20 protein-coding genes and 1 pseudogene are annotated in these 23,472 nt (G+C 39.8%); 12 read left to right on the forward strand and 9 right to left on the reverse strand.

Annotated features, from left to right (window positions below):
* Window positions 1-51: 51 nt before the first annotated feature.
* Window positions 52-429, reverse strand: coding sequence for an MbcA/ParS/Xre antitoxin family protein (locus tag PVK79_RS07385; protein ID WP_257326782.1), 378 nt, complete (start codon window positions 427-429; stop codon window positions 52-54).
* Between the two features lie 439 nt (window positions 430-868).
* Between PVK79_RS07385 and PVK79_RS07390 the strand changes: the two genes are divergently transcribed.
* The 6 genes from PVK79_RS07390 to PVK79_RS07415 all read left to right on the forward strand — a co-directional run bounded on the left by PVK79_RS07390 (window position 869) and on the right by PVK79_RS07415 (window position 7,768).
* Entirely contained in the window at window positions 869-1,555 is a 687-nt protein-coding gene (locus PVK79_RS07390; protein ID WP_257326783.1) for a TnsA endonuclease N-terminal domain-containing protein, read from the forward strand.
* Complete coding sequence (locus PVK79_RS07395) at window positions 1,552-3,546, forward strand: hypothetical protein (RefSeq protein WP_257326784.1); 1,995 nt, start codon at window positions 1,552-1,554, stop codon at window positions 3,544-3,546. Before PVK79_RS07390 ends, PVK79_RS07395 begins: the two co-directional genes overlap by 4 nt.
* Window positions 3,543-4,466, forward strand: a complete 924-nt coding sequence (locus PVK79_RS07400) for a TniB family NTP-binding protein (protein ID WP_257326785.1) — start codon at window positions 3,543-3,545, stop codon at window positions 4,464-4,466. Before PVK79_RS07395 ends, PVK79_RS07400 begins: the two co-directional genes overlap by 4 nt.
* Entirely contained in the window at window positions 4,456-6,108 is a 1,653-nt protein-coding gene (locus PVK79_RS07405; protein WP_257326786.1) for a TniQ family protein, read from the forward strand. The genes PVK79_RS07400 and PVK79_RS07405 overlap by 11 nt, the downstream gene beginning before the upstream one ends.
* 375 nt (window positions 6,109-6,483) lie before the next feature.
* Complete coding sequence (locus tag PVK79_RS07410; RefSeq protein WP_145239758.1) at window positions 6,484-6,909, forward strand: hypothetical protein; 426 nt, start codon at window positions 6,484-6,486, stop codon at window positions 6,907-6,909.
* Window positions 6,910-6,922: 13 nt separating this feature from the next.
* Window positions 6,923-7,768: an SMP-30/gluconolactonase/LRE family protein gene (locus tag PVK79_RS07415; RefSeq protein ID WP_182735293.1), complete on the forward strand. Its 846-nt coding sequence runs from the start codon at window positions 6,923-6,925 to the stop codon at window positions 7,766-7,768.
* Between the two features lie 353 nt (window positions 7,769-8,121).
* On the opposite strand, the gene PVK79_RS07420 is transcribed toward PVK79_RS07415, so the two are convergent.
* The gene (locus tag PVK79_RS07420) at window positions 8,122-10,866 is read right to left on the reverse strand and encodes a TonB-dependent receptor domain-containing protein (protein ID WP_182757540.1); all 2,745 of its coding nucleotides are present in this window, start codon (window positions 10,864-10,866) and stop codon (window positions 8,122-8,124) included.
* A gap of 201 nt (window positions 10,867-11,067) precedes the next feature.
* On the opposite strand from PVK79_RS07420, the gene PVK79_RS07425 reads away from it, so the two are divergent.
* Window positions 11,068-12,273, forward strand: a complete 1,206-nt coding sequence (locus PVK79_RS07425) for an anhydro-N-acetylmuramic acid kinase (RefSeq protein ID WP_257326787.1) — start codon at window positions 11,068-11,070, stop codon at window positions 12,271-12,273.
* Here the strand turns inward: PVK79_RS07425 and PVK79_RS07430 are convergent.
* The 5 genes from PVK79_RS07430 to PVK79_RS07450 all read right to left on the reverse strand — a co-directional run bounded on the left by PVK79_RS07430 (window position 12,270) and on the right by PVK79_RS07450 (window position 19,057).
* Window positions 12,270-12,764, reverse strand: coding sequence for a hypothetical protein (locus PVK79_RS07430; RefSeq protein WP_182757538.1), 495 nt, complete (start codon window positions 12,762-12,764; stop codon window positions 12,270-12,272). The genes PVK79_RS07425 and PVK79_RS07430 overlap by 4 nt on opposite strands.
* A gap of 478 nt (window positions 12,765-13,242) precedes the next feature.
* On the reverse strand, window positions 13,243-14,250 hold the full coding sequence (locus PVK79_RS07435) for an L-threonylcarbamoyladenylate synthase (RefSeq protein WP_257326788.1): 1,008 nt from the start codon (window positions 14,248-14,250) through the stop codon (window positions 13,243-13,245).
* A gap of 12 nt (window positions 14,251-14,262) precedes the next feature.
* Window positions 14,263-15,060, reverse strand: a complete 798-nt coding sequence (locus PVK79_RS07440) for a DUF6671 family protein (RefSeq protein WP_182732406.1) — start codon at window positions 15,058-15,060, stop codon at window positions 14,263-14,265.
* Window positions 15,061-15,065: 5 nt separating this feature from the next.
* Window positions 15,066-17,489 (reverse strand): YbcC family protein, encoded by a 2,424-nt coding sequence (locus tag PVK79_RS07445; protein WP_257326789.1) that lies wholly within the window; start codon window positions 17,487-17,489, stop codon window positions 15,066-15,068.
* A complete protein-coding gene (locus PVK79_RS07450) occupies window positions 17,486-19,057 on the reverse strand; it encodes an NADH-quinone oxidoreductase subunit L (RefSeq protein ID WP_257326790.1) in 1,572 nt (523 codons plus the stop codon). The genes PVK79_RS07445 and PVK79_RS07450 overlap by 4 nt, the downstream gene beginning before the upstream one ends.
* Before the next feature lie 285 nt (window positions 19,058-19,342).
* Between PVK79_RS07450 and PVK79_RS07455 the strand changes: the two genes are divergently transcribed.
* The 5 genes and pseudogenes from PVK79_RS07455 to PVK79_RS07475 form a co-directional block, all read left to right on the forward strand.
* Window positions 19,343-20,221, forward strand: a complete 879-nt coding sequence (locus PVK79_RS07455) for a LysR family transcriptional regulator (RefSeq protein ID WP_182732409.1) — start codon at window positions 19,343-19,345, stop codon at window positions 20,219-20,221.
* A gap of 122 nt (window positions 20,222-20,343) precedes the next feature.
* Window positions 20,344-20,802 (forward strand): TlpA family protein disulfide reductase, encoded by a 459-nt coding sequence (locus PVK79_RS07460; RefSeq protein WP_182732410.1) that lies wholly within the window; start codon window positions 20,344-20,346, stop codon window positions 20,800-20,802.
* Between the two features lie 84 nt (window positions 20,803-20,886).
* Window positions 20,887-21,351, forward strand: coding sequence for a mechanosensitive ion channel family protein (locus PVK79_RS07465; protein ID WP_257326791.1), 465 nt, complete (start codon window positions 20,887-20,889; stop codon window positions 21,349-21,351).
* Between the two features lie 71 nt (window positions 21,352-21,422).
* The gene (locus PVK79_RS07470; protein ID WP_257326792.1) at window positions 21,423-22,016 is read left to right on the forward strand and encodes a DUF4202 domain-containing protein; all 594 of its coding nucleotides are present in this window, start codon (window positions 21,423-21,425) and stop codon (window positions 22,014-22,016) included.
* Window positions 22,017-22,057: 41 nt separating this feature from the next.
* Window positions 22,058-22,462: pseudogene (locus PVK79_RS07475) on the forward strand (TFIIB-type zinc ribbon-containing protein); the annotation flags it as partial.
* A 279-nt stretch (window positions 22,463-22,741) separates the two neighbouring features.
* On the opposite strand, the gene PVK79_RS07480 reads toward PVK79_RS07475, so the two are convergent.
* Window positions 22,742-22,978, reverse strand: a complete 237-nt coding sequence (locus PVK79_RS07480) for a hypothetical protein (protein ID WP_182732413.1) — start codon at window positions 22,976-22,978, stop codon at window positions 22,742-22,744.
* 106 nt (window positions 22,979-23,084) lie between these two features.
* Window positions 23,085-23,465 carry a VOC family protein gene (locus tag PVK79_RS07485; RefSeq protein ID WP_182732414.1) on the reverse strand — a complete coding sequence of 127 codons (381 nt, stop codon included), beginning with the start codon at window positions 23,463-23,465 and terminating at the stop codon, window positions 23,085-23,087.
* Between the last annotated feature and the right edge of the window lie 7 nt (window positions 23,466-23,472).

Consider the following 23,472-nt stretch of genomic DNA (forward strand, 5'->3'; position numbering starts at 1 on the left):
GATCATGAATGACTGCAAATGGCACATACACGACAGTAAGATTCGGTCGAGTCAAAGCTGAGCATCTAAATAATGCCTGACCTCGCGTAAATGCACTGTTTGCCCTAGCAACATGTAATTTAGCGCTGAATCCCCATCAAAAGCTCTATTTAGCTTGTGAGGCCACTCATTAGCCTGCCTTTGCTCAGAAAACAGCGTCGCTAAATTTTTATAAATACCGAGCACATAAGAAATGCGCACTAGCACATCATTCTCTAGCACAGTTACGTTACCTATTTTCCACCTCTTAAATGTTAAGTCATCAGGTTTACCGAGCAAAATACGCTGCTCTTCTTCACTAACGCGCCACTGAGCCATGATATTAAAGAACGCTTTTAAAGCGACCAGTGCTGATTCTGTTGATTCTAAATTCACATTTGAACGTGTCATATCTATTTATATGTTTTGATGGATACCCTTCTTTATAGCTCAAATATAAAACCGTCGCACACAAAGTGAGCTGTTTTTTACTTGCTTATGTGTTTGGAGGAAAGTTGAGCTGTTAGTACTTTTTGTACCTTTAATGGGTTAAATGCGTTTTTTCTTTACTAACTTTTCTGACTCGTTAGCATACAGTTGTTAGATTTTATTCCTCTAAGCCCATTTTTATTATATCCAATCGCTATAAAGTTATTATCTTAATTATTTATTATATGTGTTTTTATACATATTAAAATCAATACCTTAAGGTGTGATTTATCTTATTTTGTAGCTTATTATTTGTTTTTTGTATCAAACCACAAAATAACTGCGTTTTTCTTGCTTAAATGATATTTGACGCCATCATAACTGAATCTAAACTTGTAATTCATTAAAGGGGGTATTCAGTGTGAAGCAAAAAGATAAACATGTAGCCATAGATAAAGCTTATCGCAAAAAATACATGCGTCGTAATCTTCCACGCTTTAGTCGATTCAACATAAGTGGTCTTTTCCCAACGGATAAAGACACAAGCCCGCACTTTTTCGAATCGCTCAACGAATCAAATTTTGCGCAGGTTTTTGAGCTTGATTCGAATATTAAATTTGTGAGAAGTCAGCCCTTTTCAATCAACTACACAGATGATGGTAAAAAGAGGCTGTATACACCTGATTTTTCTATAACCGATTGTTTTGGTAGTGTTTGTATTGTCGAGGTGAAAGCGGGTGAAGCGATAGATAATGAGGCGAAACGTCTGCATAAATTGATTGAAGAAGAGTTTGAAAAGCTCGGTTTTGAGTTTGTTGTGATGACAGAGAAAGACTTACCATCCCGTACTACGTTGTCGAATTTAAACATGATAATGCGAAATGCGCATGCGGTAGGAAGCGTTGATGATGAGGTAATTAATTACTTGCTTGATGTGTTACCTCGCGAGTTTTCATTGCAATCTGCGCTTGCAATTTGCGATAGCTTAAACTTAGACCGAGATTTGATTTTTTACTTTATTTTCAAAGATTATATGAAAATAGATGTTTCGAGCGATATTTGCAATGAAACTATGATAACTAGCAATATTTTTGAGGAGGCTAAATGAACACTTTAATCGAGCAGGGGACAAAGTTTCGACTGTCAAATATGTCTTATGTTGTTCGCTCAGTAGTGCAGGAGCAACAGGGTAATACAATTTTTTATTCAGTGTTTGATGATGAAAATCAGAAAATGGACAAGAAGAGTCTTAATTCAATGTCGGAGTCTCAACTTGTTGACAAACTGGTTAATAATAAAGCTTCTTTTTATGAGGGGCTTTCAGAGATACCGATTAACAAATTACTGGCTGAAAATCAGTTGATGAAGCTTGACATGTGGAGTGCCTTTATGGATTTGCACTTTCAGAAGCACAGTAAGAATTTCACTTCAATTAACAATATCGATGAAACCATTTTCGAATTTGGATGGGATGAATATAAATCAAAAACTTATTCACGCAGCACATGCCAAGCGAAGATAAAGGCGTATTTAGACTATCAAGGTGATATCCGCGCTTTAATCAATCGCGGTTATCACGAGCGTAAAAATACAACGCGACTGACAGAAGAAACAGATGATTTAATTTACGACTATTTCTGTAATTACTACCTTGTGCGTAGTGATACAACTGCAAAGTCAGTCAATGAAATTGCGAGCATGATAAGAAATGAACTGTCAGAGTTGCGCCATAAAGAGCCTACATTATACCCGGTCATTCCCGCTGTCGATACGATTTATCGACGTTTTCATGCGATGCAGGCGATGATGGTGACTGAAAAAAATCTCAGTAAAGCGGAAGTAAAAAAACTGCGCTATAAGCTGGGTCGTCAGTTTATAGCTGAAAATCCGCTTGAGCGTGTTGAGATGGATGCAGTCTATATAAACCTTGGGTTGAAAAATGAGGCTGGGGAGTATTTAGGCACTGTTGTAATGATGGTTGCTCTTGATGTATGCACTCGAAACCTGCTTGGTTACTCGATTAGTGTCGGAAAAAATGTGTCTGAATCAAGTGATTTAGCGACTGAATGCTTGAAAAATGTTGTCATGCCAAAAAACAATTCTCTATGGATTGCGGGCGGCATACCTGCGACGATTTACACTGATGCAAGTACCGCGACAAAAGGCAGTAGGTATAAAGCACTCGCACTTCTGATGAAGATTAAGCCAATCGTGGTGCGTGTCGGTGAAGGGTGGAGTAAACCCTTTATTGAAAGTTTTTTTAGAACTTTGCGTCGCGAGTTTTTGAGTAAACTACCGGGTTACATGGGGTCTAAAACACGTATTAATAATCGACACTTAGAGCATGCTGAAGGTGCAGAGTTACATGCAACTATGACACTTCAAATGTTCATTGAAGCATTTGAAGACTACGTGTGTAATGTCTACATGAAATCAGCGCACCATGGACTTAACAAGCGCGCCCCGATTGATGTGTGGAAATCCAAAATAAGCAAAAAGCCGTGGCTTCAGACATTCCCAAGTGAAGACAAAGACTTGTCTGAATTTCGTGGATGCTACCGCCATATGCTAACACTTTATACAAACGGCTCAATCAAGCTTAAAAATGAGCAATATGTCAGCTCAGAGTTAAAACAGCTCAGCTTGTCTGGTGTTAAAAAAGTCGAATGCTTTTACAGTAATATCGACACTCGCAGCGTTGTTGTGAAACATCAAAATGACACGTTTGTCGTGCCGTTGCGAGAGATGAATCATCATGAGAATGCTGGTTTTCAGCAAGCTGAACTTGATGCCGCGCGTAAAGCTGAATTCAGTGAATGCCCTGAATCTGAGCGTAAGCATTATAAATACAAAGAAGACGGTAAAAATGGCCTTCCAAATTATAAAGAAGCTAAAGCAAAACAAGCTGAAAAAAATGAGCTTGAAACGGGCCGCAAGAAACGTACAAGCTCTAAAGTCGATAACACGAAAGTTATTGATGTGGATGCACCCAACGCGCAAGAGTTGATTCTAGCTTCGCTTAATTCGTCTGTCGAATATGATGATTTGCCTGTGAGTGATGATTGTGATTATCAGTTTTGCGCAGGAGGTGAGTTGTGAGTGCATCATTAAAAGTTAAAGCCATTATGCTTTATGAAAAGACAGTTCGTTGCGCTGATAATGTGAAAGAGCTCGACGAGTTACTGCAAGAATCAGAGCAAGTATTGACACTGGGTGTCGGCAACTGCTGTGTTATTGCTGGCGATTCCGGAAGTGGTAAAACAACGTTAGTTAAGGCGTTTATTAAGCGCTTTAATGCAAAACAAGTTGATGACGCTAATGACTCTACACCAACTAAAGCGTGTTATATACGTTCACCCTCCAACATGAACCCGCTCGACCTTTTTCGCTCAATTTTGTCAGGAATGGGCGAGCCGGGTATTATCCACGGCTCTGAAGTCGAGCTTCGCCGCCGTATTGTCCAGCAATTAAAAAATAAACATTATCGCGTACTTGTTTTTGATGAATTTCAACAAGTAGTTGAAAAAGTCGGAGTTAAATCTGCGCGGCAAATTGCAGATTACTTGAAAGAGCTTGTTGATGAATTTGGGTTGTTTTTAATTTTCGCTGGCACGTCTAATGTATTGAACTTACTCAAAATCAATGATCAGTTTGCGTCGCGTGGCTCGCTTATTATCGAAAAGAAGTTACTGTCTTTATCAACGAAAGGTGACTACACAACATTCGTGAATTATCTACTATCACTGAATACTGTGCTGCAATTTACACAAGTTGATTTCACAAAACCTGAAATAAATTTACCCATTTTTGCAATCACAAAAGGTGACTTAAGACAGTTAAGCATCCTGATACGAAAAGCGATTTTCAAGGCTGAAAGCGAAAATAGAGATCAAGTATTAAAAAAAGATTTTGTTGATGTGTCTTCTACTGTACGTGTAAACCAACGAAGAAAATCAAACCCTTTTTCGAAAAATGTTAAGGCTCTAAAAATAGACCTAGGAGTGAAATATGAAGTCTAATACAACAATAACGCCTTATGGCGCTTGCTCTGTCATTGCAAACTTCTATGGCTTTTCGAGTGTACAAAAATTATTTAAATCAAATCAGTTAAACGCGTTAACTCGCTGGCACTCTTACACGCGTGAACATGTAGATATGCTGCTTAATGTTGAGCAAATTAGTTTAGATGTAGAAACATATCGTTTATTCGAAAATGTTGAAATCTTGCATTACAGTCTTGCTCACTTTTATTCTAAACAATTGAAAGTGTGTCCAATTTGCTTTAAAGAAAATGGCTTACATAATGATGGATGGCAGCATACTTCAACTACAATTTGTGAACGACACAATACACCGTTAGTCAATACAGAAAACGTACTGTATGTCGATTCGAACGCTCCAGCCCCAGAGCAAACGTCACTGTTATTTGAAAAACATATTCTAAATTTAGATCGTAGCGAAAGGTATGCCTTTACAGATGCGTTGTTGGAGTTTGCTTCATATGTATGTAGACCATTTGACTTCATCACAGCAAAACTTATGTTACGTGACGCAAGCATTGAGTATATTCGAACGTTACTTGAAGATACTTTTATTCTTTTATGTTGCGAGGAGCTATTCAGTGTGTGGGAAAGTTTACTTTTAAAGCACAGAAGTAACCTTGATGGGATGGGAGTATTAGTTACTCGGTTAGGGATCAATGAACTTAAAGCGCATATTGGCTCATTTAAGGTATTGAAAGGGGCGACCACTTTAGTTAGGGCTGAACAAATTTTAATGAAAAATCATAGTGCTGATATTGATACTGAGCTATTCGTTTCAAAACGTAGGTTTGATAAGAAACCGGATGTTAATGAACTCAGCTTTCAAGTTGATGGGGTTATGCTATCGAAATTCCTCGGTGTACATATGAAGTCAATTAGTTACATGGCAATGCAAAATACATTGCAAGCTGTGTATTTGTGCAAGCAACCAGATAAATCTTTCTTTGATATCATCGCAGTTCAAGCGTTATTAAATAGGACATATGCGCTAGCAAACGGCACGGTGAAAGCGAAAGATAAATTTATAAATATAAATATAAATGATGTTCCTCGTGGCATGTACAACTTATTCGATTTAACACCTGAGGAGCTTATTGATCATGCACTCGCTGGGCGCATGGAATCTCAATTTAAAGTTGGTGCCACTTTAAGTTATATCAATCAACTTCTAATATCAGAAAAAGGGTTTAAAGAAGTGCTGAAGCTGAAGTGGCAATCACAAGAAAATATTTGCTTTGGGGAAGCAATAAAAATGCTAAAAGCGAATGCTAAGGTGATAAACATGTTGATAGAAGAAAACTATTTAGCACTTACACCAGATAAAACATTAATAGATATAAAATCAATGCGCATTCTTGTAAGTGAACATTTAATACTAAACAGAAAAGCAAATTTTGAGAAATCACGGAGGAATGAAAAACGAGTTACAGCATGCTGTAATGTTAAACCAATTAAACAGATTTATATGGGGGGTCACTTTACTGACTTTGTAATGTACAAAAGAGAAGATTTAAATAGTTGCTGTATCCGGCAGTTGCAGTCTCGATTTATGCATTTTAATAAGCAAAAAGTAGACTTATCAAAAAATGTAATCACATACCAAACAAAGCGAACTTAAAATCACAATGTATAAAAACTGAATAAGTGTAACACCACTACATATAAACCTTCTCACATCGCCTCAAAATAATAATTGCAACAAGCCTAAAAACTCAGCTAAGATAAATATAAGTTAACTCCAAAGTCGCAGATTTTGGTTTTTCTTTGCCTGATTTTTGGTATCTAAAAGGTATTGAAATTCTGGCTCGCTAAATTCCAACGACTTTTCGTAAAAATGACTAATTCCAGCGTTGAATCAGAAACTTGGATGATGTCTTATCAGAAAGTGACATGTAATTTCCCCGTCACTAGTAGTTCTAAATTCCAGCTTTGGAACAGAAAGAACATATGTTAAAAATAACCTTTAGATAGATGTTGTTAGCGAGGGAATGAAATGAAAATACAACTGTTGGTTTTACTGCCACTGCTAGTCAGTGCTTTTGTGAGCGGTTTGGTAAAGGCAAATGATGAAGTATTGTCGGTCGATCAAGTTGCGTTACAGGGAATGCAGTTTAGTTTTGAAAATGATGCGAAAATTACTCCAAAAAAAAGTGATTTTACAGTGGTTAATTCCGTTTTTATGAGTAGTGAGCAAGGCCGACGAGTCGCAGTGGTGACAATTCGTAATGACGCGTCAGGTTCACGCATTTTACAAGCGGAACATATTATGGCGTTATTTGCTGATGGGCGGCGAGTTGCCCCGATTTCCTTGGCTGAAAACATTAAACTAGAGGATGGCGAGCAACGCTCATTAACGCTGTCGTTTGGCGAAGACAATTTCCCTATTTTGAGCATCTTCACCAGTAATAATTTAAATTAGGAATAATAATAAAATGAAAGCGATGATCTGTGGATTGAGCTGTGCAGCACTTTTTAGTGCCACCAGTATTGCGCAGCACAGTAAGGAGTTTGTGCCTGATAATGTGTTTACTCAAGGCGTTGAAGGACCTGTTTTTTATAAGCAGCATTTATACGCAGTTAATTTTGCTGAGCAGGGCACCATTGGTAAGGTTGATAACAATGGTAAAGCCAGCTTATTTTTAAAGCTGCCAAATGACAGCGTTGGTAATGGTTTGCAATTTGATAGCCAAGGTAATCTCTATATTGCGGATTATGTAAATCATAATATTTTAAAAGTGCCTGCTAATAGTAAAAGCGTTGAGGTTTTTGCTCATAATAAAACCATGAATCAACCAAACGATATTGCGATTACCAAACGCGGTGTATTATTTGCCAGCGACCCTAATTGGGCTGATGCTACCGGCAAATTATGGCGTATAAATACAGATGGCAGTACTCAATTATTAGAAGATAATATGGGCACCACCAATGGTGTGGCGGTTAATAACAGCAATAGTAAACTCTACGTAAACGAAAGCGTGCAGCGGGTTATTTGGCAGTATGATCTTGATAGTGAGCTAAACATCAGCAATAAGCAGCCGCTGATCACATTTGACGACCATGGTATGGACGGCATGCGTGTTGATAACCAAGGTAACCTGTATGTTGCCCGTTATGGCGCAGGTGTTATTTTAAAAATTAGCCCCGCAGGTAAGATATTGCAAACCTATACTTTAACAGGGCAGCATCCAACCAATGTGGCATTTAATGACCAGCAAACCAAGCTGTTTGTAACTATGCAAAAACGCGGTGCGATTGAAGTGATAAATTTGGAGTAAAACTGCGGGCATTCAGTGGGAATTGACTTAGTTGTGATTGTTTAAAGACCCTAATTTGCACAAAGAGAAGTGAATGAGGGTAAATGAGACACCCAGAAATACGACGGGCAACGGATTAATCCTAGCACCTAGTTACTTTTTAGAACCTTTACCCATGTAGGTCGCTATTTATGGCGTCAACATTTCCTCATCAGCGCAGCGTCTCATGACTTATTTGTGAATAAGTTACTTAGAGTCCATCTGCAAGATGAGTAGCAAATGTTTTGATTCAACTAATCTAATATGAAAAGCGCACCGGGCAGGGTGCGCTTTAAGGGTTTAATCCTGTGCTGCTATAGGCAATAGGGGATTAACTAAAAACTCGGTGAGTAACGAACTGCAACCCCTAGTGTACGGCCAATAACGCTGTAATCACTCACAGTATTAAAGTGATTAGCGCCAATGTCAGGTGTTGGTGGTGCTTTGTCAAACAGGTTATCGATGCCAAAGTTAACCGCGATAGTCTCGGTTGCTTGCCACGATGCAGCAAAGTCCATGTAGTCTTGTGCTGAAATTGTTTCTGTTCTATCTACAGCGTAGTCTACTTCACCGATTCTGCGCCAGCCTAATTGGAAGTTCATGGTATCTAGCTGCCAATCAAAGGTGGCGCGGTGTTTATAATCGGCTTGTAAGATACTCGCAAAATCGCCTGAACAAGCACTACCATAAGTACCTTTACAATCAACTTCGGCTACGGTGCTATTATTTTGGCGAGTTTGTTTTGTTACAAAGTTACCTTGGTATGAGAGCCTAAAGCGACCGCCTAAATCCATTGGTGCATCAAATACATAGTTGGCTGCTAAATCGATACCAGCTTGTTCAATCGCTGCAAGGTTAAAGTCATTTACGATCGCGGTGCTAATAAAGCCTGTGTTTGGATCGCGTAATACTGCGCCACACAATGGGTTATTAGGATTTGGATCGTCAATATAACAGCTCTGTAATGCTGCACCTGGCTGGATTTGGCTTACTGCATCAGTTACGCGAATGCTGTAATAATCTATAGATACATCGAAGCCATCGATATAACTGGGTGTGTAAACCACGCCTAAAGTATCTGATTCAGCTTGTTCTGGTTTTATATCTGGGTTACCACCGTAAGTATAAGCGGCAGAGCTGCTATCAAATTCAGTACCAACTGCAGGTGCGCCAAATGCGGCACATTGTGCTGCGTCACCCGTACCTAGCAAACATGGATCACCATTAAAACGACCTGCTAAACGTGGCACGAATTGGTCGCTATCTTGATCAAACAATGCCAGTGAAAGAGAGGTGATTGGGCTGGCAAATTCACCTAAGTTAGGTGCTCTAAATGCCGTAAGTTTATTCGCACGGATACGGATATCATCGTTAATTGCCCAGTTTATGCCCAGTTTATAGGTGTCTTCTGCTTCAGTGTTTGAGTAATCAGAAATACGATACGCGCCCTCAAAACTAAGCTCTTTTGCAAATGGCATATCAACTAAGATCGGCACTAATAGTTCTGCATAGAACTCACTACTGTCAAAACTGGCATCCATATCAAAGGCGCTAACAGCGGCAAAACTAGTGCCATTTCTAAATGCATCTCCCGGTGTTTGCTTGCCCGTTTCTTTGCGGTATTCATAACCAATTGCAAAATCGACATAACCGGCAGGTAGTTCAAATATGGCACTTGAATCACCTGATAAGGTGGCAGCAAACACGCTCTGCGTTCGCTCGCGAGTGGTATAAAGTAGTGGGTCGCTAAATTCGCCTAGATCTAAATTAGGATCAAAAATATCCATGGTATTGGCTATACTGGCAAAGCGACTATTGCCACTTTTATCGGTTTTGTAAGCATTTTTATAGATCGTTGCTACTTCATCGGTTTGACCATACTGACCATAAATATCGTAACGTAAATAATCGTTAATATCGCCTTTTAAACCCAGTTGAAATTGCAATGAATCTCGCACGGCTTCAGTATGCTGTACGCCAAGGCCTAAATTACGTTCAACATTGACTAGCGCATTACCATCAGCATCAAAGGTGAGTTGTTGGCGAAGTTCATCAGGAATGTATTGGTTATCTTGTGTGAGAGTTACTTGCTCATTAACAAAAATAGGTGTTTGGCCGCTGGCTCCGGCGCCATTAACGGTTACTTTAGAATACATCGCACGGCCATAAATGATTGCGCTGTCGCTGGCATCCACATCAAATAATAAACCAGCAGAAAATCTGTCCATAGGCTGAGTTAAATAGCGGTCGCCGGTAAAGTCATTGGTTTGACGATCGCTCACGACTTGGCCTGCATCATTAATCGCTAAACTATTACCACTGGCAACATCGGTGTATAACCCGCCGCTATTAATCATAGTCGCGCCATTCTCTAAGGCATAATCACGTTCACCAGCAAGTAACTCTTTACGTTCAGAATAACCAAGGTAGCCAGTAATATGGCCACTACCATCAGCTATATCGCCACCAAAAATGGCTTCAAAATTAAGTTTTTCATTGCCACCATCAGCTGTTTCATAACTACTTGAAAACTCAGCGCCGGTAAAGTCATCATCAAGCACAAAGTTAACCACGCCAGCTACTGCATCGGCGCCATAAACAGCAGCTGCACCGCCTGTTAAAACATCAACACGTTTGATCAAACCGGCAGGAATTGTATTGACATCAACTGAGTTACGAAAACTAAATGGCACAGCGCGCGTACCGTCAATTAATACCAAAGTTCGGTTTTGACCAAGGCCACGTAAATCAATAGTCGATGAGCCAAATGAGTCACCTACCGTTGCACCTGTACTATTAGCTCCCGCTGCAGCTTGTGGTAACTTTGCGGTAATATCTTCTACATTCACCGCGCGATCTAGGTGTATTTGTGCTTCGTCAACACTCACTACTGGGCTACTTGAAACTAATTCCGTTCGCTGAATTCGAGAGCCAGTAACAGTAATTACTTCAGGTTTTTTTTGCTGCACTTCTTGCTGTTCAGCGGCCAATAAAACAGGGCTAGTAGTAGCAATAATTGCCAGTGCAATTGGAGATAGCAGGTGGAGTGGGCGCATTGAGTTAGGTTTGCAGTGTTTCATGGTCAGTTCCCGTGGTTATGTATTTTTTGCTATTATGAATTTTATCGTTGTCGGTACACTCAGTGTGTTGGTAAGTTTTAAAGCATTTTTAACTTGTTTGAAATAATTATTCTTTCAATATTTAAAGTTAAGGTATAAAGTATTCTTGAGTTTGAAATGCATATACATTAATTAGTATTTTGATTTTTAAGGGTAAAAAGAATGCATCAGCATATATTACAACTGTATAACAGCGCTAAAAAACAACACAGATTAATAATTGGTCTGATGAGTGGAACGTCATTAGATGGGTTAGATGTTGCATTGTGCAAAGTCTCAGGTCATGGCATGAACACCCAAATTGATGTGTTAGCCTTTGACACTGTTGATTATGATGATGACTATAAACAAAAAATAAAAACAGTATTTGCCAAACGCGAATGTGATTTGGAGTTAGTTACTTTACTTCATCCTTGGGTGGGGCAATTACATGGCAAAATGGTATTGCAGTGTTTAGCTAAATGGGAAGTTGCTGCAGCTGATATTGATGTGATTGCAAGTCACGGGCAAACTATTTATCACTGCCCTAAAAGTCAGCATAACCAGAGCGATTTTAATCATGGTACTTTGCAAATAGGTGATAGCGACCATTTAGCGGTTACGACTGGTATTACCACGATTGGCGATTTTAGACAAAAGCACATTGCAGCGGGCGGAGAAGGCGCACCACTTGCAGTATATGGCGACTATTTATTTTTTAGCAGCTTAACTGAAAATCGTATATTACTGAATATGGGCGGCATTGCTAACCTGACTTTTTTACCACAATCTGCTGATGCGAGCGCTGTATTTAGCTCTGATATTGGACCAGGTAATACAATCATGGACGCTTATATACAACGTTATTTTGCGCCGCTTCATTATGACAAAGATAGTTTAATTGCCAACCGAGGCCAGATAAATCAGCCGCTGTTGGATGAGTTATGCCAAGATGAATTTTTTAATTTGGACTTTCCTAAGACGACAGGCCCTGAAGTTTTCAATTTGGCTTATTTACACCAAGCACAAACGACAACCAACACCCTACAGCTAAGCCACGAAGATGTGATGGCAACACTAAATCGATTTTCGGCGATGATGATTGCACAGGCTATTAATCAATGCAGTGAAAAATTAGCCGATGTTACAGTTTATGCCAGTGGTGGGGGAATACATAATCCACTGTTGATGAAGCATATTTTATCTTTGTGTCCACAGTTACATGAGATTAAAAATACCCATGCTCTAGGTATCGACCCAGATGCGAAAGAAGCAGTTTTGTTTGCGATTTTAGCGAACGAATGTTTAGCGGGGGGCCAGCAACGTTTTGGTAATCAAGCGCAGGGCATACCCACCATTACTATGGGTAAAGTCAGCTTTGCGGATTAAAATAATGATAAAAATGAACTACTAAAACTTGTCATATATTGGCGCAGTGAATGACTTTTAGAAACTAGAGCCGGCTCGTATTGTGGTATATAACCTGCGCCATATTCCTTGATTGCGACATCAAATTCAGCACTGTCTTTGAGGGTGGCATGTAAACCATGCAACATTAATTGCAGCACATATTCGTCACTTTCATCACTGAGAGTTATTTTTTCAAGTGTCAGCGTTACCGTACCGGCTTCTATATCGCTCAGACGCAGTGTGTATTGCATAAAGTAACGTGCATCACGCGCTGCTATATGTGTTGCACTTAACGAAATAGTGTCGCCTTCATGCGCATCTTCTGGTAATACACAAAGCAGTCTAATTTCATGCTCTGCGTTTGCATTTAGATGCAGCGTATCGTACTCCATAGTATGTGCCATGGCAGCTGATAGCGGATCTTCAAAAGATTGCAGTGCAAAGTTCAAGCGCACTAAAGGAGTGGTCATTGAGGTCTGTCGTCTTTTCTAGGTTAATTAAATCGAATGGAAATTATCCTATAGTTTAATTGCAGATTTATGACTAATTGAACGTATTTTCATCATTTTCAACTTAGCCGTGCTAAAACAATGTACTTTCTCATTTCGTTTCAAATTGTTTCCCCATTCATAAGGGATAGAGAGTCATATGTGCTTAGATGGGAGGATGTTAAGTTTTTGGCTTGGTATTTTACTCTTAACAAATTTTTTGGCGGCTCAACTTGCTATCAAACATTTACTGATCAAATAGTCTTGCTACTGTGGCGAAATCTTAGGTGTGATTAAAAATAATATATTGTGATTCTACATGTTAAGTGTTATCGATATTTATCATAATTTAAGCAAGGTTTTGGGTCTCATAAATAGGATAAAACAATGGATAGTGACTGTGATTTGCAAGCCTAGGGTTAAATCAAATGACTTGCAAAGTTTTAAGTTAAATATTTACTTAGCCGATATACGTCGATGCTGCACGTGAGAGTCTGTCGTTTACTGCTGACCATGCTTGCTCTTGTGGTGGTTGCTCTACCAGAATAGTTAAACATGAGTGTTTATCGATTTGATGCAGCGAATCATAGAGATTTTTTGCGTAATCATGAGGTTCTTCTGCTAAACATGTGATGTTGTTAATAGGCACATGTTTAAATAGCAGCGCATCGATGGCAGTTTTTGAATACACTAAATAATGTGTTTTATCGTTGTCATGCTCATTAATCTCAGTGATTAATTGTTCAAGCGATATCAATGTTGTAGGAGTATTCGGTTGATAGTGGGCGCTGACATTGCCTGGCACTATTTCGTTATGTTTTAAAGGTACTGCCACGGTTAGTCCTGTTACCTGCTCAATTTCTACTGCGCTAATAGGACCTGGCCTCAAAATACGCAGAGTTTGATCAGTAACTTCCAGTATGGTTGATTCAATGCCATAGGAACATTTCCCGCCATCTAACACCGCCGCAATACGACCATTTAGGTCGTTGATAACTTGCTCTGGTGCTATTGGACTCAATTGTTTGTAGCTATTTGCTGACGGCGCGGCTAAACCGGTATCAAGTTCGGTTAATATTTTTAAAAATAAAGCATTTGCTGGTACTCGTAAACCAATAGTATGCAAACCACCTGTAACAGGGTTATTTAATCCTGTTTTTGCTTTAAGGATCATCGTTAAGGGGCCTGGCCAAAATGCATCTGCAAGTGGTTTTACACAGGCCGGTAATTGCTCTGCCCATCGGGTTAAATGACTTTGATCAGGAATATGTACAATCAGGGGATGGCTTTCAGGTCGTTTTTTAGCAGCAAAAATTTTTAATACGGCACTAGGAATTGTTGCATCTGCGGCAAGCCCATATACTGTTTCGGTTGGCAGTGCGACACATTGCCCCGACTTAAGCAAGCTGATCGCATCTACGATACCTTGCTTGCCTGATAACATTTTAGTTGAATTAAATGGTGTCATTTAGTGTTAGTCTCATGGGTTACAAATTTGACAATAAGTTGGATCAGCCAACGCGTTGTTGCTTGGAACAACACAGCTATGTTGGCAATGATCACAAGCGATTAGATGATGCTTAACTTGCTTGGTTGGTAATGAACATTGGCTACAAATTAGCCCGGCTATTGCCTTTTTAATCACAAAATTAGCTGCCTTACACTGGGGGCAAAATGACGTTAAGCGTCTTGCTAAATCTTTCGCTGCGTTTGCGATCATAGTTTGCCGTTCAGGGCTATGCATGGCTCTTAAATCGGGGATGATTTTCCCCGAAGATGGTAAATGATAAGTAAACCTTGCTAGCAATTCATCTAGGCTTAGGCCTTTTTCAAGCGTATGCGGCAATGTTAATATCCAATGTTGCTGTTCAAACTTGGCTAGCTTTTCGGCTATTGTTTGTGCGGTTGTATGATGTTCAATGGGTAAGCTAATGGGTGAAAATGGCCCAGCAGCATGGCCATAAATAGCTGTGTTTGTATCACGCTGATACAGGCAAAGTAATTCAGTATTGAAGTTAACTAAGCCAAAATAAGGACCACCACCAAAACTTCCTTCGCTGCCTAAGCCAAATGCAGCATTACTGTATTCACACGCTTGTTTTGCTTTAGTTAATGCTGCTTGTTCAGGTGAGCATGTACGAGCAATTTCACCACTAAAGGTGCCCAATGAATCGGTATCAAATGCGTCAGACTCTCTAATCTGATAGCCTAAAGGCTCAAGATAAGGAGCAATCCAGCGTGATTTTTGATGCTTAGTCGCAAGTACGATGTGTGGCATTGTTGTTAACCTTCATTGGCATGAATACAGTTATGCCACCTTCCTTTAAAAAAGCGCTCGATTTCATTGTTATCACCCCACCGAAATAAGCTTAGCCAGTCGTTATCTACCAGGTTTTTGATCATGCTATGTTTTTCATATATCGATGCAATTGCCTGTTGTGGAGCGGCAATATAGACGCTTAATCTTAGTGGTTCATGCATCCATTTTTCACCATTATGTAATGATTGCATAGCAAGGCCAATGCGCAAATCACCGCCATTACCTTCAAAGATGCCTATATTTCCTCCCACTGCATTATGCAGTACTTTGTTACCACTACCATATTTAAAGTTATCTGTGACCGAGATATTGTATTGGGTATTAATCCAGTTGGTGACGATCATCGGTGCAGTCATAATGAGCTCTAATAAACTAAAATCAGTATCATGTTGCCACTGGTAATCATGTAAAAAGCTGCGGCCTTGTAGATCCACCTCGCGAGTCCAGCTTCGCGGAGCAACAATAAATGCGGCATTATTAGCTAACCCCCACTCAGGACGAACTTGTGACCAGTCATTTGCTCGCTGCTGATAGGCTTTGTTTATTTCTTGGTGTGACTTCAATGCTAGGCTTGGTTCGATATGCTGTATTCTTTCGCGCTGAGCTTGTTGAGTCGCCGCTGATAACCATTGCTTAGTTGTGTCGTTCAGTGGTTCATCAAAAATTGTAATGTGGTCGGTTGTGGTGTTGTGTAGCGCGGCAACAAATTGGCAGTTTGTGGGGACAGTGGATCCGCGTTTTTTTAATGCTTGGCGAACCTGCTGATCATTTAGTAATGACGCTAACACACGCACATTAACTTCGCCTGTTTGTCCTCCGCAGGCTCCGCAATCAAGGCCAGCTGCATGTAAATTATTGGTAGTATGGCTACCGTGACCGACCAACAATATAGTCTCAGCATAGTGTTCTATCGCCATGGCATTTAATACCGTATATGCAAGTTCTGCTTTATCTTGAACATTAAGTTGCTGATCATTTTTGTTTAATTGCCATTGCTCGTTATGGCTTGACTGTATGCCATCACGGCTTGCTAAAAAAGTATTTTTTAGCAGTTTAAACGCGTATAACCAACCCGCGGATTCAACCATTGAAAACGCAGCTGGTGCGGCTTTAGACCAGCTCTGCCAAGCCGCTGTAAGCTTTCGCTTTGATAACGTTTTATTGTTTGTATGTTGTTCACTGACCTGAATTATCGGTTTTAATAACCCAGGAAGTTGTGGCCGCTTAAGGGCACTAGAAAGGGCTTGGTATTCAATAGGCAGGCCAAAAAAGCCTGCAAAGCCGAATGTTTCAATGGTTTGGCTTTGTGATTCTAATGCTCGGCGCATCACTTCTGAGCGAACATCAATACAAAATATCGCCTGTAATTGTGTCTTAGTAACGGTTTTTTTATCAGCATTAATGAGCTTTTGTTGCAGTGTTTGTTGATAATTTAGTTCTGCTGCTTTAGCCCACACCCATATTGGACGCTGAGCAATTTTATGGTTATTTAAACGCTCGGATATTTGTGCTTTTTCTTGCTGCCATTGACTGCTTAACAACGCATAACTTGGCTTATCATGGTCCTTAAGGTAACGCCAAATAACTAAATCCCACGCCATACGTATCGCTAATAATTGGTACATTTCATCGTGGGGCTGTTGATATAAGTCCCCTTGCCAACGTAAATACGCCAGCCACGAAGCCCAGCCATTAATATCGAGTAACAGGGCATGGGCATAATACTCTAAGCAGTCCTCGTCAATTCCTAACGTATTGATTGTTTCTACAATTAATTGGTCAGCTGAGTCAGGTAACTGAGCAAAATAGCTGTTGAGGTGTTTTTCATCCATGATGATACTAACCCCTTTGTCTGCTTTGATCACTGTTAACCAATGATGGTAGAGATCACTGACTTGAGAAATATCGTTACGATGTAGCATAGGGCCAAGCTGTTGATAATGTGCCGCACAAAATTGACTGATTTGATGAATAATTTCATCGTGCCAAGCCATCTTATGTGGATCTCGTTGAGTATCAAGCAAGTCAGAAATGTTATGCCAGTGCATCAGTGGTAAATCAATTTTCAGTGACTCTTTTAGCTGTTCAAGTGTTAAAACAACTCCTAATATATGGGTTGCATCACGTAAGTTTTCATCGGTGATTGCTTGTTGTTGATATTTTGCTTGATAATAAGCTTTAGGCATTTGTAGTTTGGCATTGGTCAATACGCTTATGCGAGCACTGACTTGCTCGATGGGCATATCGCGCATGTGCCAAAAGGGATTCACAGCAATCATTTGATCAAGTGGCCAACTGGGTGCAATGTAGCCACATACTTTTGCTAATATCGCTTTTTCTGTATTGTTAAGTGCTTGCTCAGTGTTACAGGAGGTAGCGGTATTCATAATTGTGACTCCTTTGCAATAAACGTCTGGTTGTGGTGCTTCGTATTTGTTTGCTTATCAACGGGAAGGCGAATAGGCCAAAGTTTTAAGGTTAACCGAGTGAACCATTCATCAAGATACAGCCCTGCAAATAACATGGTTGAGAGTGCTTTTACTTTAGGGTGTTGGCTTTGATTGCGAAGAAAGTAACTTAATGCCATTAATGTTGTAATCAGTACGATAGCCCAGATATCAGCGATGCTAAATGCCGCTTCACGCCATGCTGTGGTATCGACAGCTAAGCCAAATAGTGTTTTTAATCCGACGTAGCTTAAGGTCGCAATAAGAGCGATAAAAGTGATGGGTATTAGCATACTCCTCCCTGCAATACCGTGCTTTGTAGCAATCAGTATTGTGAGTGCTAATGTTAGTAGTAACCAAACACTGATAGCGCCACTGTAACCACTGATAAACCATGCCGAAGAAACAATAACTGTTGAAATAGTCATGCCTCTGAGCCAATCAGCTAATGAGGGAGTATGTTTTGGTGCATGACGGCGATTAATATCTTCATTAATTGCGTTACCTGCATTTAAAAATGCGTATGCTTTATACATAGAATGTGTCACTAGATGCATGAGCGCCAGTTCGAAAAGTCCTAATGCACATTCTAAGAGCATTAAACCCATTTGTGCGCTGGTTGACCATGCGAGTCGAACTTTAACACTGACCCGAGTCGTCATGACTAAGGCGCTAATTACAGTGGTTAACCCTGCTACGACCAGCACTAACCACTGGGCAATTGTTGCTTGCATAAACAGTGGCGCAAATAAAATTAATAAAAAACCACCTAGGTTAATCACCCCTGCATGTAAAAGCGCACTGACAGGAGTTGGCGCTTCAACAACTTGGATAAGCCAACCATGTAACGGAAGCTGTGCGCACTTGATCAGCGCAGCCAGTGCAATAAGACTGCCAGCGAGTTGTTCACTCAATGTTAGCTCGACGGTATTATTTATGTAGGCCGCAGTGATCTCAGTGATCAACCAGGTATCGTGTACGTTATATAGCAGTGCAAAAGCGATGAACAAACATGTTTCAGCTAAACGGGCGACAATGAATTTTTTATGTGCGGCCAGTGCTGCACGTGGCCTGTTAGGATAAAACATTAATAACTTGTGTAGCGCGAGACTAATTGATAGCCAGCCCAACCAAAATAGAATTAAATGATTACTTAATACAACCAGAGTAACAGCCGATAAGGTCGTCAATAACCATCGCCAAAAGTAATTAATACGTGGCTCACCAGCCATATAGTTTTGACAAAACCTTACCAAGCAAATGCCGATAAACACGATTAGCGCCAGCATAATGATTCGAGTGGTTGTGAAAGAAAGGGCTGATATTAACGACAGGGAGAAAGTAGTCTGAGCAGTTAACGCACCTATAAGTAACAGAGCATTTGCGATTAGTACATAAAAGATGGCCTTGCCATTATTGGCCGAGGTTTTGTTACCGATAATGTAAGCCGTTAGCAGCATGCTAAGGGGGATAGCCAACATTAACAGTGAAATAATTAACTCACTCATTTACTGCTCCTTTTAATTGATGCAATTAGGGGCTGTTTATTTTTCGAGGTTACTTTTGCAGCCGTATGTTTAACTTTTAGGCAAGGCAGAACCTATCTCGTGTGGTTATTCCCCATAAATAGGTGATAACGCAGCGTAAATGCCAAACACCCGCTGCCCGAAGGATTCTGCCCAGATAGAACAAATTTCAATCCTGAAAGGTCAACAGGACCTAGTATGACAAAGTTGAAAGGCGAAAAAAAATAGATATAATCTATCTAAACGTTCTATTTAAGTTAACTATTCATGAGCCGACTTAATTATCATCATCTTTATTATTTTTGGCGAGTCGCGTTGCTAGGTAATCTAACGCAAGCTGCTAAAGAGCTGCATATTTCGCAATCGGCTCTATCAACCCAAATAAAGCAACTTGAGCACACGATTAACGTTAATTTGTTTGAGCGAAAAGGCCGAAGCTTAGAGCTTACAGATATGGGTAAACGTGTATTAGCCTATGCCAACGACATTTTTAGCACTGGTGAAGAGTTATCTTCGTTTTTGAGCAAAGGTGCAATTGCTGAAAAACAACACCTTTCTATTGGAGTCTTAAATACGCTATCGCGAAATTTTATTGAAGAATTTATCAATCCATTGTTAAGCTCTTCCTCGGTCACTTTTTCTTTAACCGCACGGCGTATGGATGGTTTGCTAAATGGTTTGGCGGAGCATGAATTAGATTTAGTACTGACAAATAAACCCGTAGGAACAGAGCATCATAATGAGTTATGGCAAAGCCAGTTAGTTTCGCGTCAACCGTTGGCTATCGTAGGGCCTGCTGATGGTAAAATCAGTAGTGAGTTTCCAATTGGCTATGAAAACGCACAATGGGTATTACCCAGTAAAACGTCGGCAATAAGGGACTCATTTAATGCATTGTGTGCTCGCTGGCAATACAAACCAGAAATTAAAGCAGAAGCCGATGATATGGCGATGCTGCGATTACTGGCACGTGATAGTGGGGCATTATCGGTATTACCATCGGTGGTGGTAAAAGATGAAATAGAGCAAGGGGTATTAATTGAGTACCAGCGCTTACCTGATGCTTACGAGCATTTTTATGCCATTACAGCACAGCGTAAATTTGTTCCCGATAGTTTAAAGCAATTACTCGCAGTAAAGTGCTAATATTACTCAAGCATCGTTATGCTGCGTGATTAGGTTTTCAATAACGGTATCTTAGTTGCTAATTTATCCACATCTCTGAAAATTTAGTCAATTTTTAAGTGCTCAATCAATAAGAGAAAAGTATGTTGAAACAGGTTGTAATGATAGGGTTTTTGTTGCTATGCAGTGTTAGTTTTGCCGCACAAGAGCCTTTAGTCGGGCAGATCAGTGCTGCTAATTTATTAAAAAATTACAACGGCTTCGAGCAGCAGTACGATAGTTTTAAACCGTCTCAACACGAATTAAATACAATCAAGAAACTAGCTGGTAAAGATATACTAGTGCTGTTTGGTACTTGGTGCCATGACAGCGAACGTGAAGTACCAAGATTGTTAAAGCTGATTAAGCAATCTCAGTTAACATTAAAAAGTTTAAAATTAGTGGCGGTAGGATTCGATAAGCAAGATGATAAAGGCATTGCAAAAGCACATCAGTTAAAGTACACCGCGACAATTATAGTAAAAGAGGGTGATATAGAACTTGCCCGCATGATTGAAAAGCCCAAGCATTCATTAGCAGTTGATCTCACTCAGTTTAACTAATTTAGACACAGCTTTGCTCAATGAATTAATCTGTTAGTAAATCTATTAACTAAAGAGCTGGTTTATTTAATATGGCGCTTATCTATGAATGAAAAAATTATTGCTGCTATTTTGGTATTTGTTGGCTGTATTGTTTTAAGTTTAGTTTTTCACTTGGCACTGAAGAAGGTTGAACGTCGTTTTGATGGCCATGCCGCGGAATCGTTTCGTTTAATTTCAAACTCACAAAAAGCGATTTTGATTTTTATTGGCACTATATTAGCGCTCTCTAAGCTTGATTTTGATGTAACTGGTTTAGTCGCTGGCTTGGGTTTAACTGGGTTTGCTCTAGGGTTTGCGCTTAAAGATGCAATTTCAAATCTCGTTGCAGGGATAATGATTGTGCTTTACCGTCCAATTAAATTAGGCGACAACATCGAGGTCGCAAGCTGTAAAGGTGTAGTGGGCGATTTAAACCTCAGATATATTACTTTACAGACCGATGGCTGTCGTCATTTAGTTCCTAATTCATTGATGCTCAGTAATAAAGTAACAATAAATAACTCGTAATATTTTCAACTAGCTAATTACAAATGAGCTGATTAAAATAGCCTATAAATCTAAGAATGATGACTAAACTAATGTTTGAGCAAGTAATCGCGTTAATTGATGAAGCAAATAGTCAGGATCCTAATCAAGAACACTATGCAGGTAAAGTGTGGCCTAAAGAGCGTTTATATTCAGAGCGTATGACGCAGATGTTAAACCGTTTTAAACCTGATGCTGATGAGCTAATGCATATTGCTGTGAGAGCACAACACATAAAGCGTTGGTGTTCGCCGCGAAGTCACTTTCCAATGGGTAAACAAGGCTATCATCAGTGGCGCAGTGCGTTGTATGTTTTTCATGCCAGTACTGTGGTTGAATTAATGCAGCAAGTTGGTTGTTCTGATGTTGATCAGCAACGAGTATATGCAGCGGTTGCGAAAAAACAAATCAAGCGTAATCCTGATAGTCAATTGGTAGAAGATATCGCAAGTTTAGTGTTTGTTGAGTATTACATGTTGGCATTTGTGCAAACAAAACCAGACTACGATGAGCAAAAGTGGATTGGGATTTTGCAACGTACGTGGCAAAAAATGTCTACTGAGGCACATGACTTTGTGTTGGCGGGTAATATTACTTTACCAGCGCCGTTAATACCGCTAATTGAAAAGGCGCTTGCACCGAGTTAATATCTCACTGCGATGAGTAATAAAATGCAAAGGAACTGGATATGCGCTGCCCAAGGACAAATATAGAACTCACTAAACTAATGGTCGGGGGGATCGAGGTTTTCTCATCCGCCAATGGCGGGGTATTTTTTGATAATCGCCAGATTTTTAATTTTAGTGATCCATCTTTAAAAAGAGCGCTGGTGCTTGCTGAGCACTTGGCTGCTTTACCTGACACAGACGTTGATTTAACGGCACGAATTAATTGTCCTAAGTGCCCGAGTATCGTGATGATGCGGCGCTTCTTTACACCTCTTCATGTGGTCGAAATTGATGAGTGCCCAAGTTGTGCGGGTATTTGGCTAGATCCAAAAGAACTTAATAAAATTCACGACAATCACTTAACAGCGAAAGAAAAACAATTACTAGTGAACCAGCAAGCCAATAATCATGGTTTTATACCAATCGTGTTAAGTTACTGACCATTTATAGCGACAGATAAATGGAGTGATAACAAGGCGTAAATTTTGACATGTAGTTGTTCTACTTGAAAAAATTATAACGCAGTTAGCGCTTTATTTAGCTCACTAGAATGGTTAAATATTTAAGTCGATTGGTATTATACATTTTGAAATACCGACTAATCGATTTAGCCAGCGAGGTATTAAGAAAAACCACAACAAAAATACCGAGAGTTTAGTTGAAATCGCTTTAGCTTCGTTTTTGGACTAACTCTGCAGAGCAACTTAGTCTTGGTTAAGTTGCTGTTTTACGTTTTGTACTTTCGCTAAAGTTTGCTTATCAACAACCACAGGCAATATCAATTCTATATTTTCTAATGAGGCGATGACTTGTGTTTTCAACTGTGTCTGCTGTTCAATTTGCATAACTTTAAGTGTTTCAGTGGTTTGCAGTTTGATTTGTTCAGTCACTAGCGCTTCAGTTGGGCTTAGTAGCATCAATGTTAGTAGTAATGTATTCATATTAATCTCCTTATTTAAATTACCGCTAAGATAAGGAAATTAGATGACAGTTGCGTGTGGCTTATATTGCTACAAAGTTAAACTTTAATGCTGTTTTGATGAAGGGCTAGGCTTGTACTAAGCAGATCAAAGTACCTTCAATGGCTCTTACGTAGGCATAATATTGAGTTCCTCTACAGCTAGGGGGGCAAAGAGGCTCTGCGCCAGCAAGCACTGCTTTATCATAACTTTCACTGAGATTAGTACAGCTAAAGCGCAGCTCAAAACCTAGCGCTGGTTGCTTTGGGTGAGCACGGATATAACCTTGCTTAAAATGGGCTTGAGCAGATGGGTGATTCGCAAAAGCAATTTTTATATCGCCTGTGGCAAGCTCACCATATTCGGCATCATCGCTGAGGGCATCGGTGCCAAAACCAAACGCTTGATAATAAAAGTCTAAGGTTTCTTCAACGTTATCAACATAGATAACCTGATTAATTAATTCCATTGATGGC

The sequence above is a fragment of the Pseudoalteromonas rhizosphaerae genome (assembly GCF_028885455.1).
Taxonomy (GTDB): domain Bacteria; phylum Pseudomonadota; class Gammaproteobacteria; order Enterobacterales; family Alteromonadaceae; genus Pseudoalteromonas; species Pseudoalteromonas rhizosphaerae.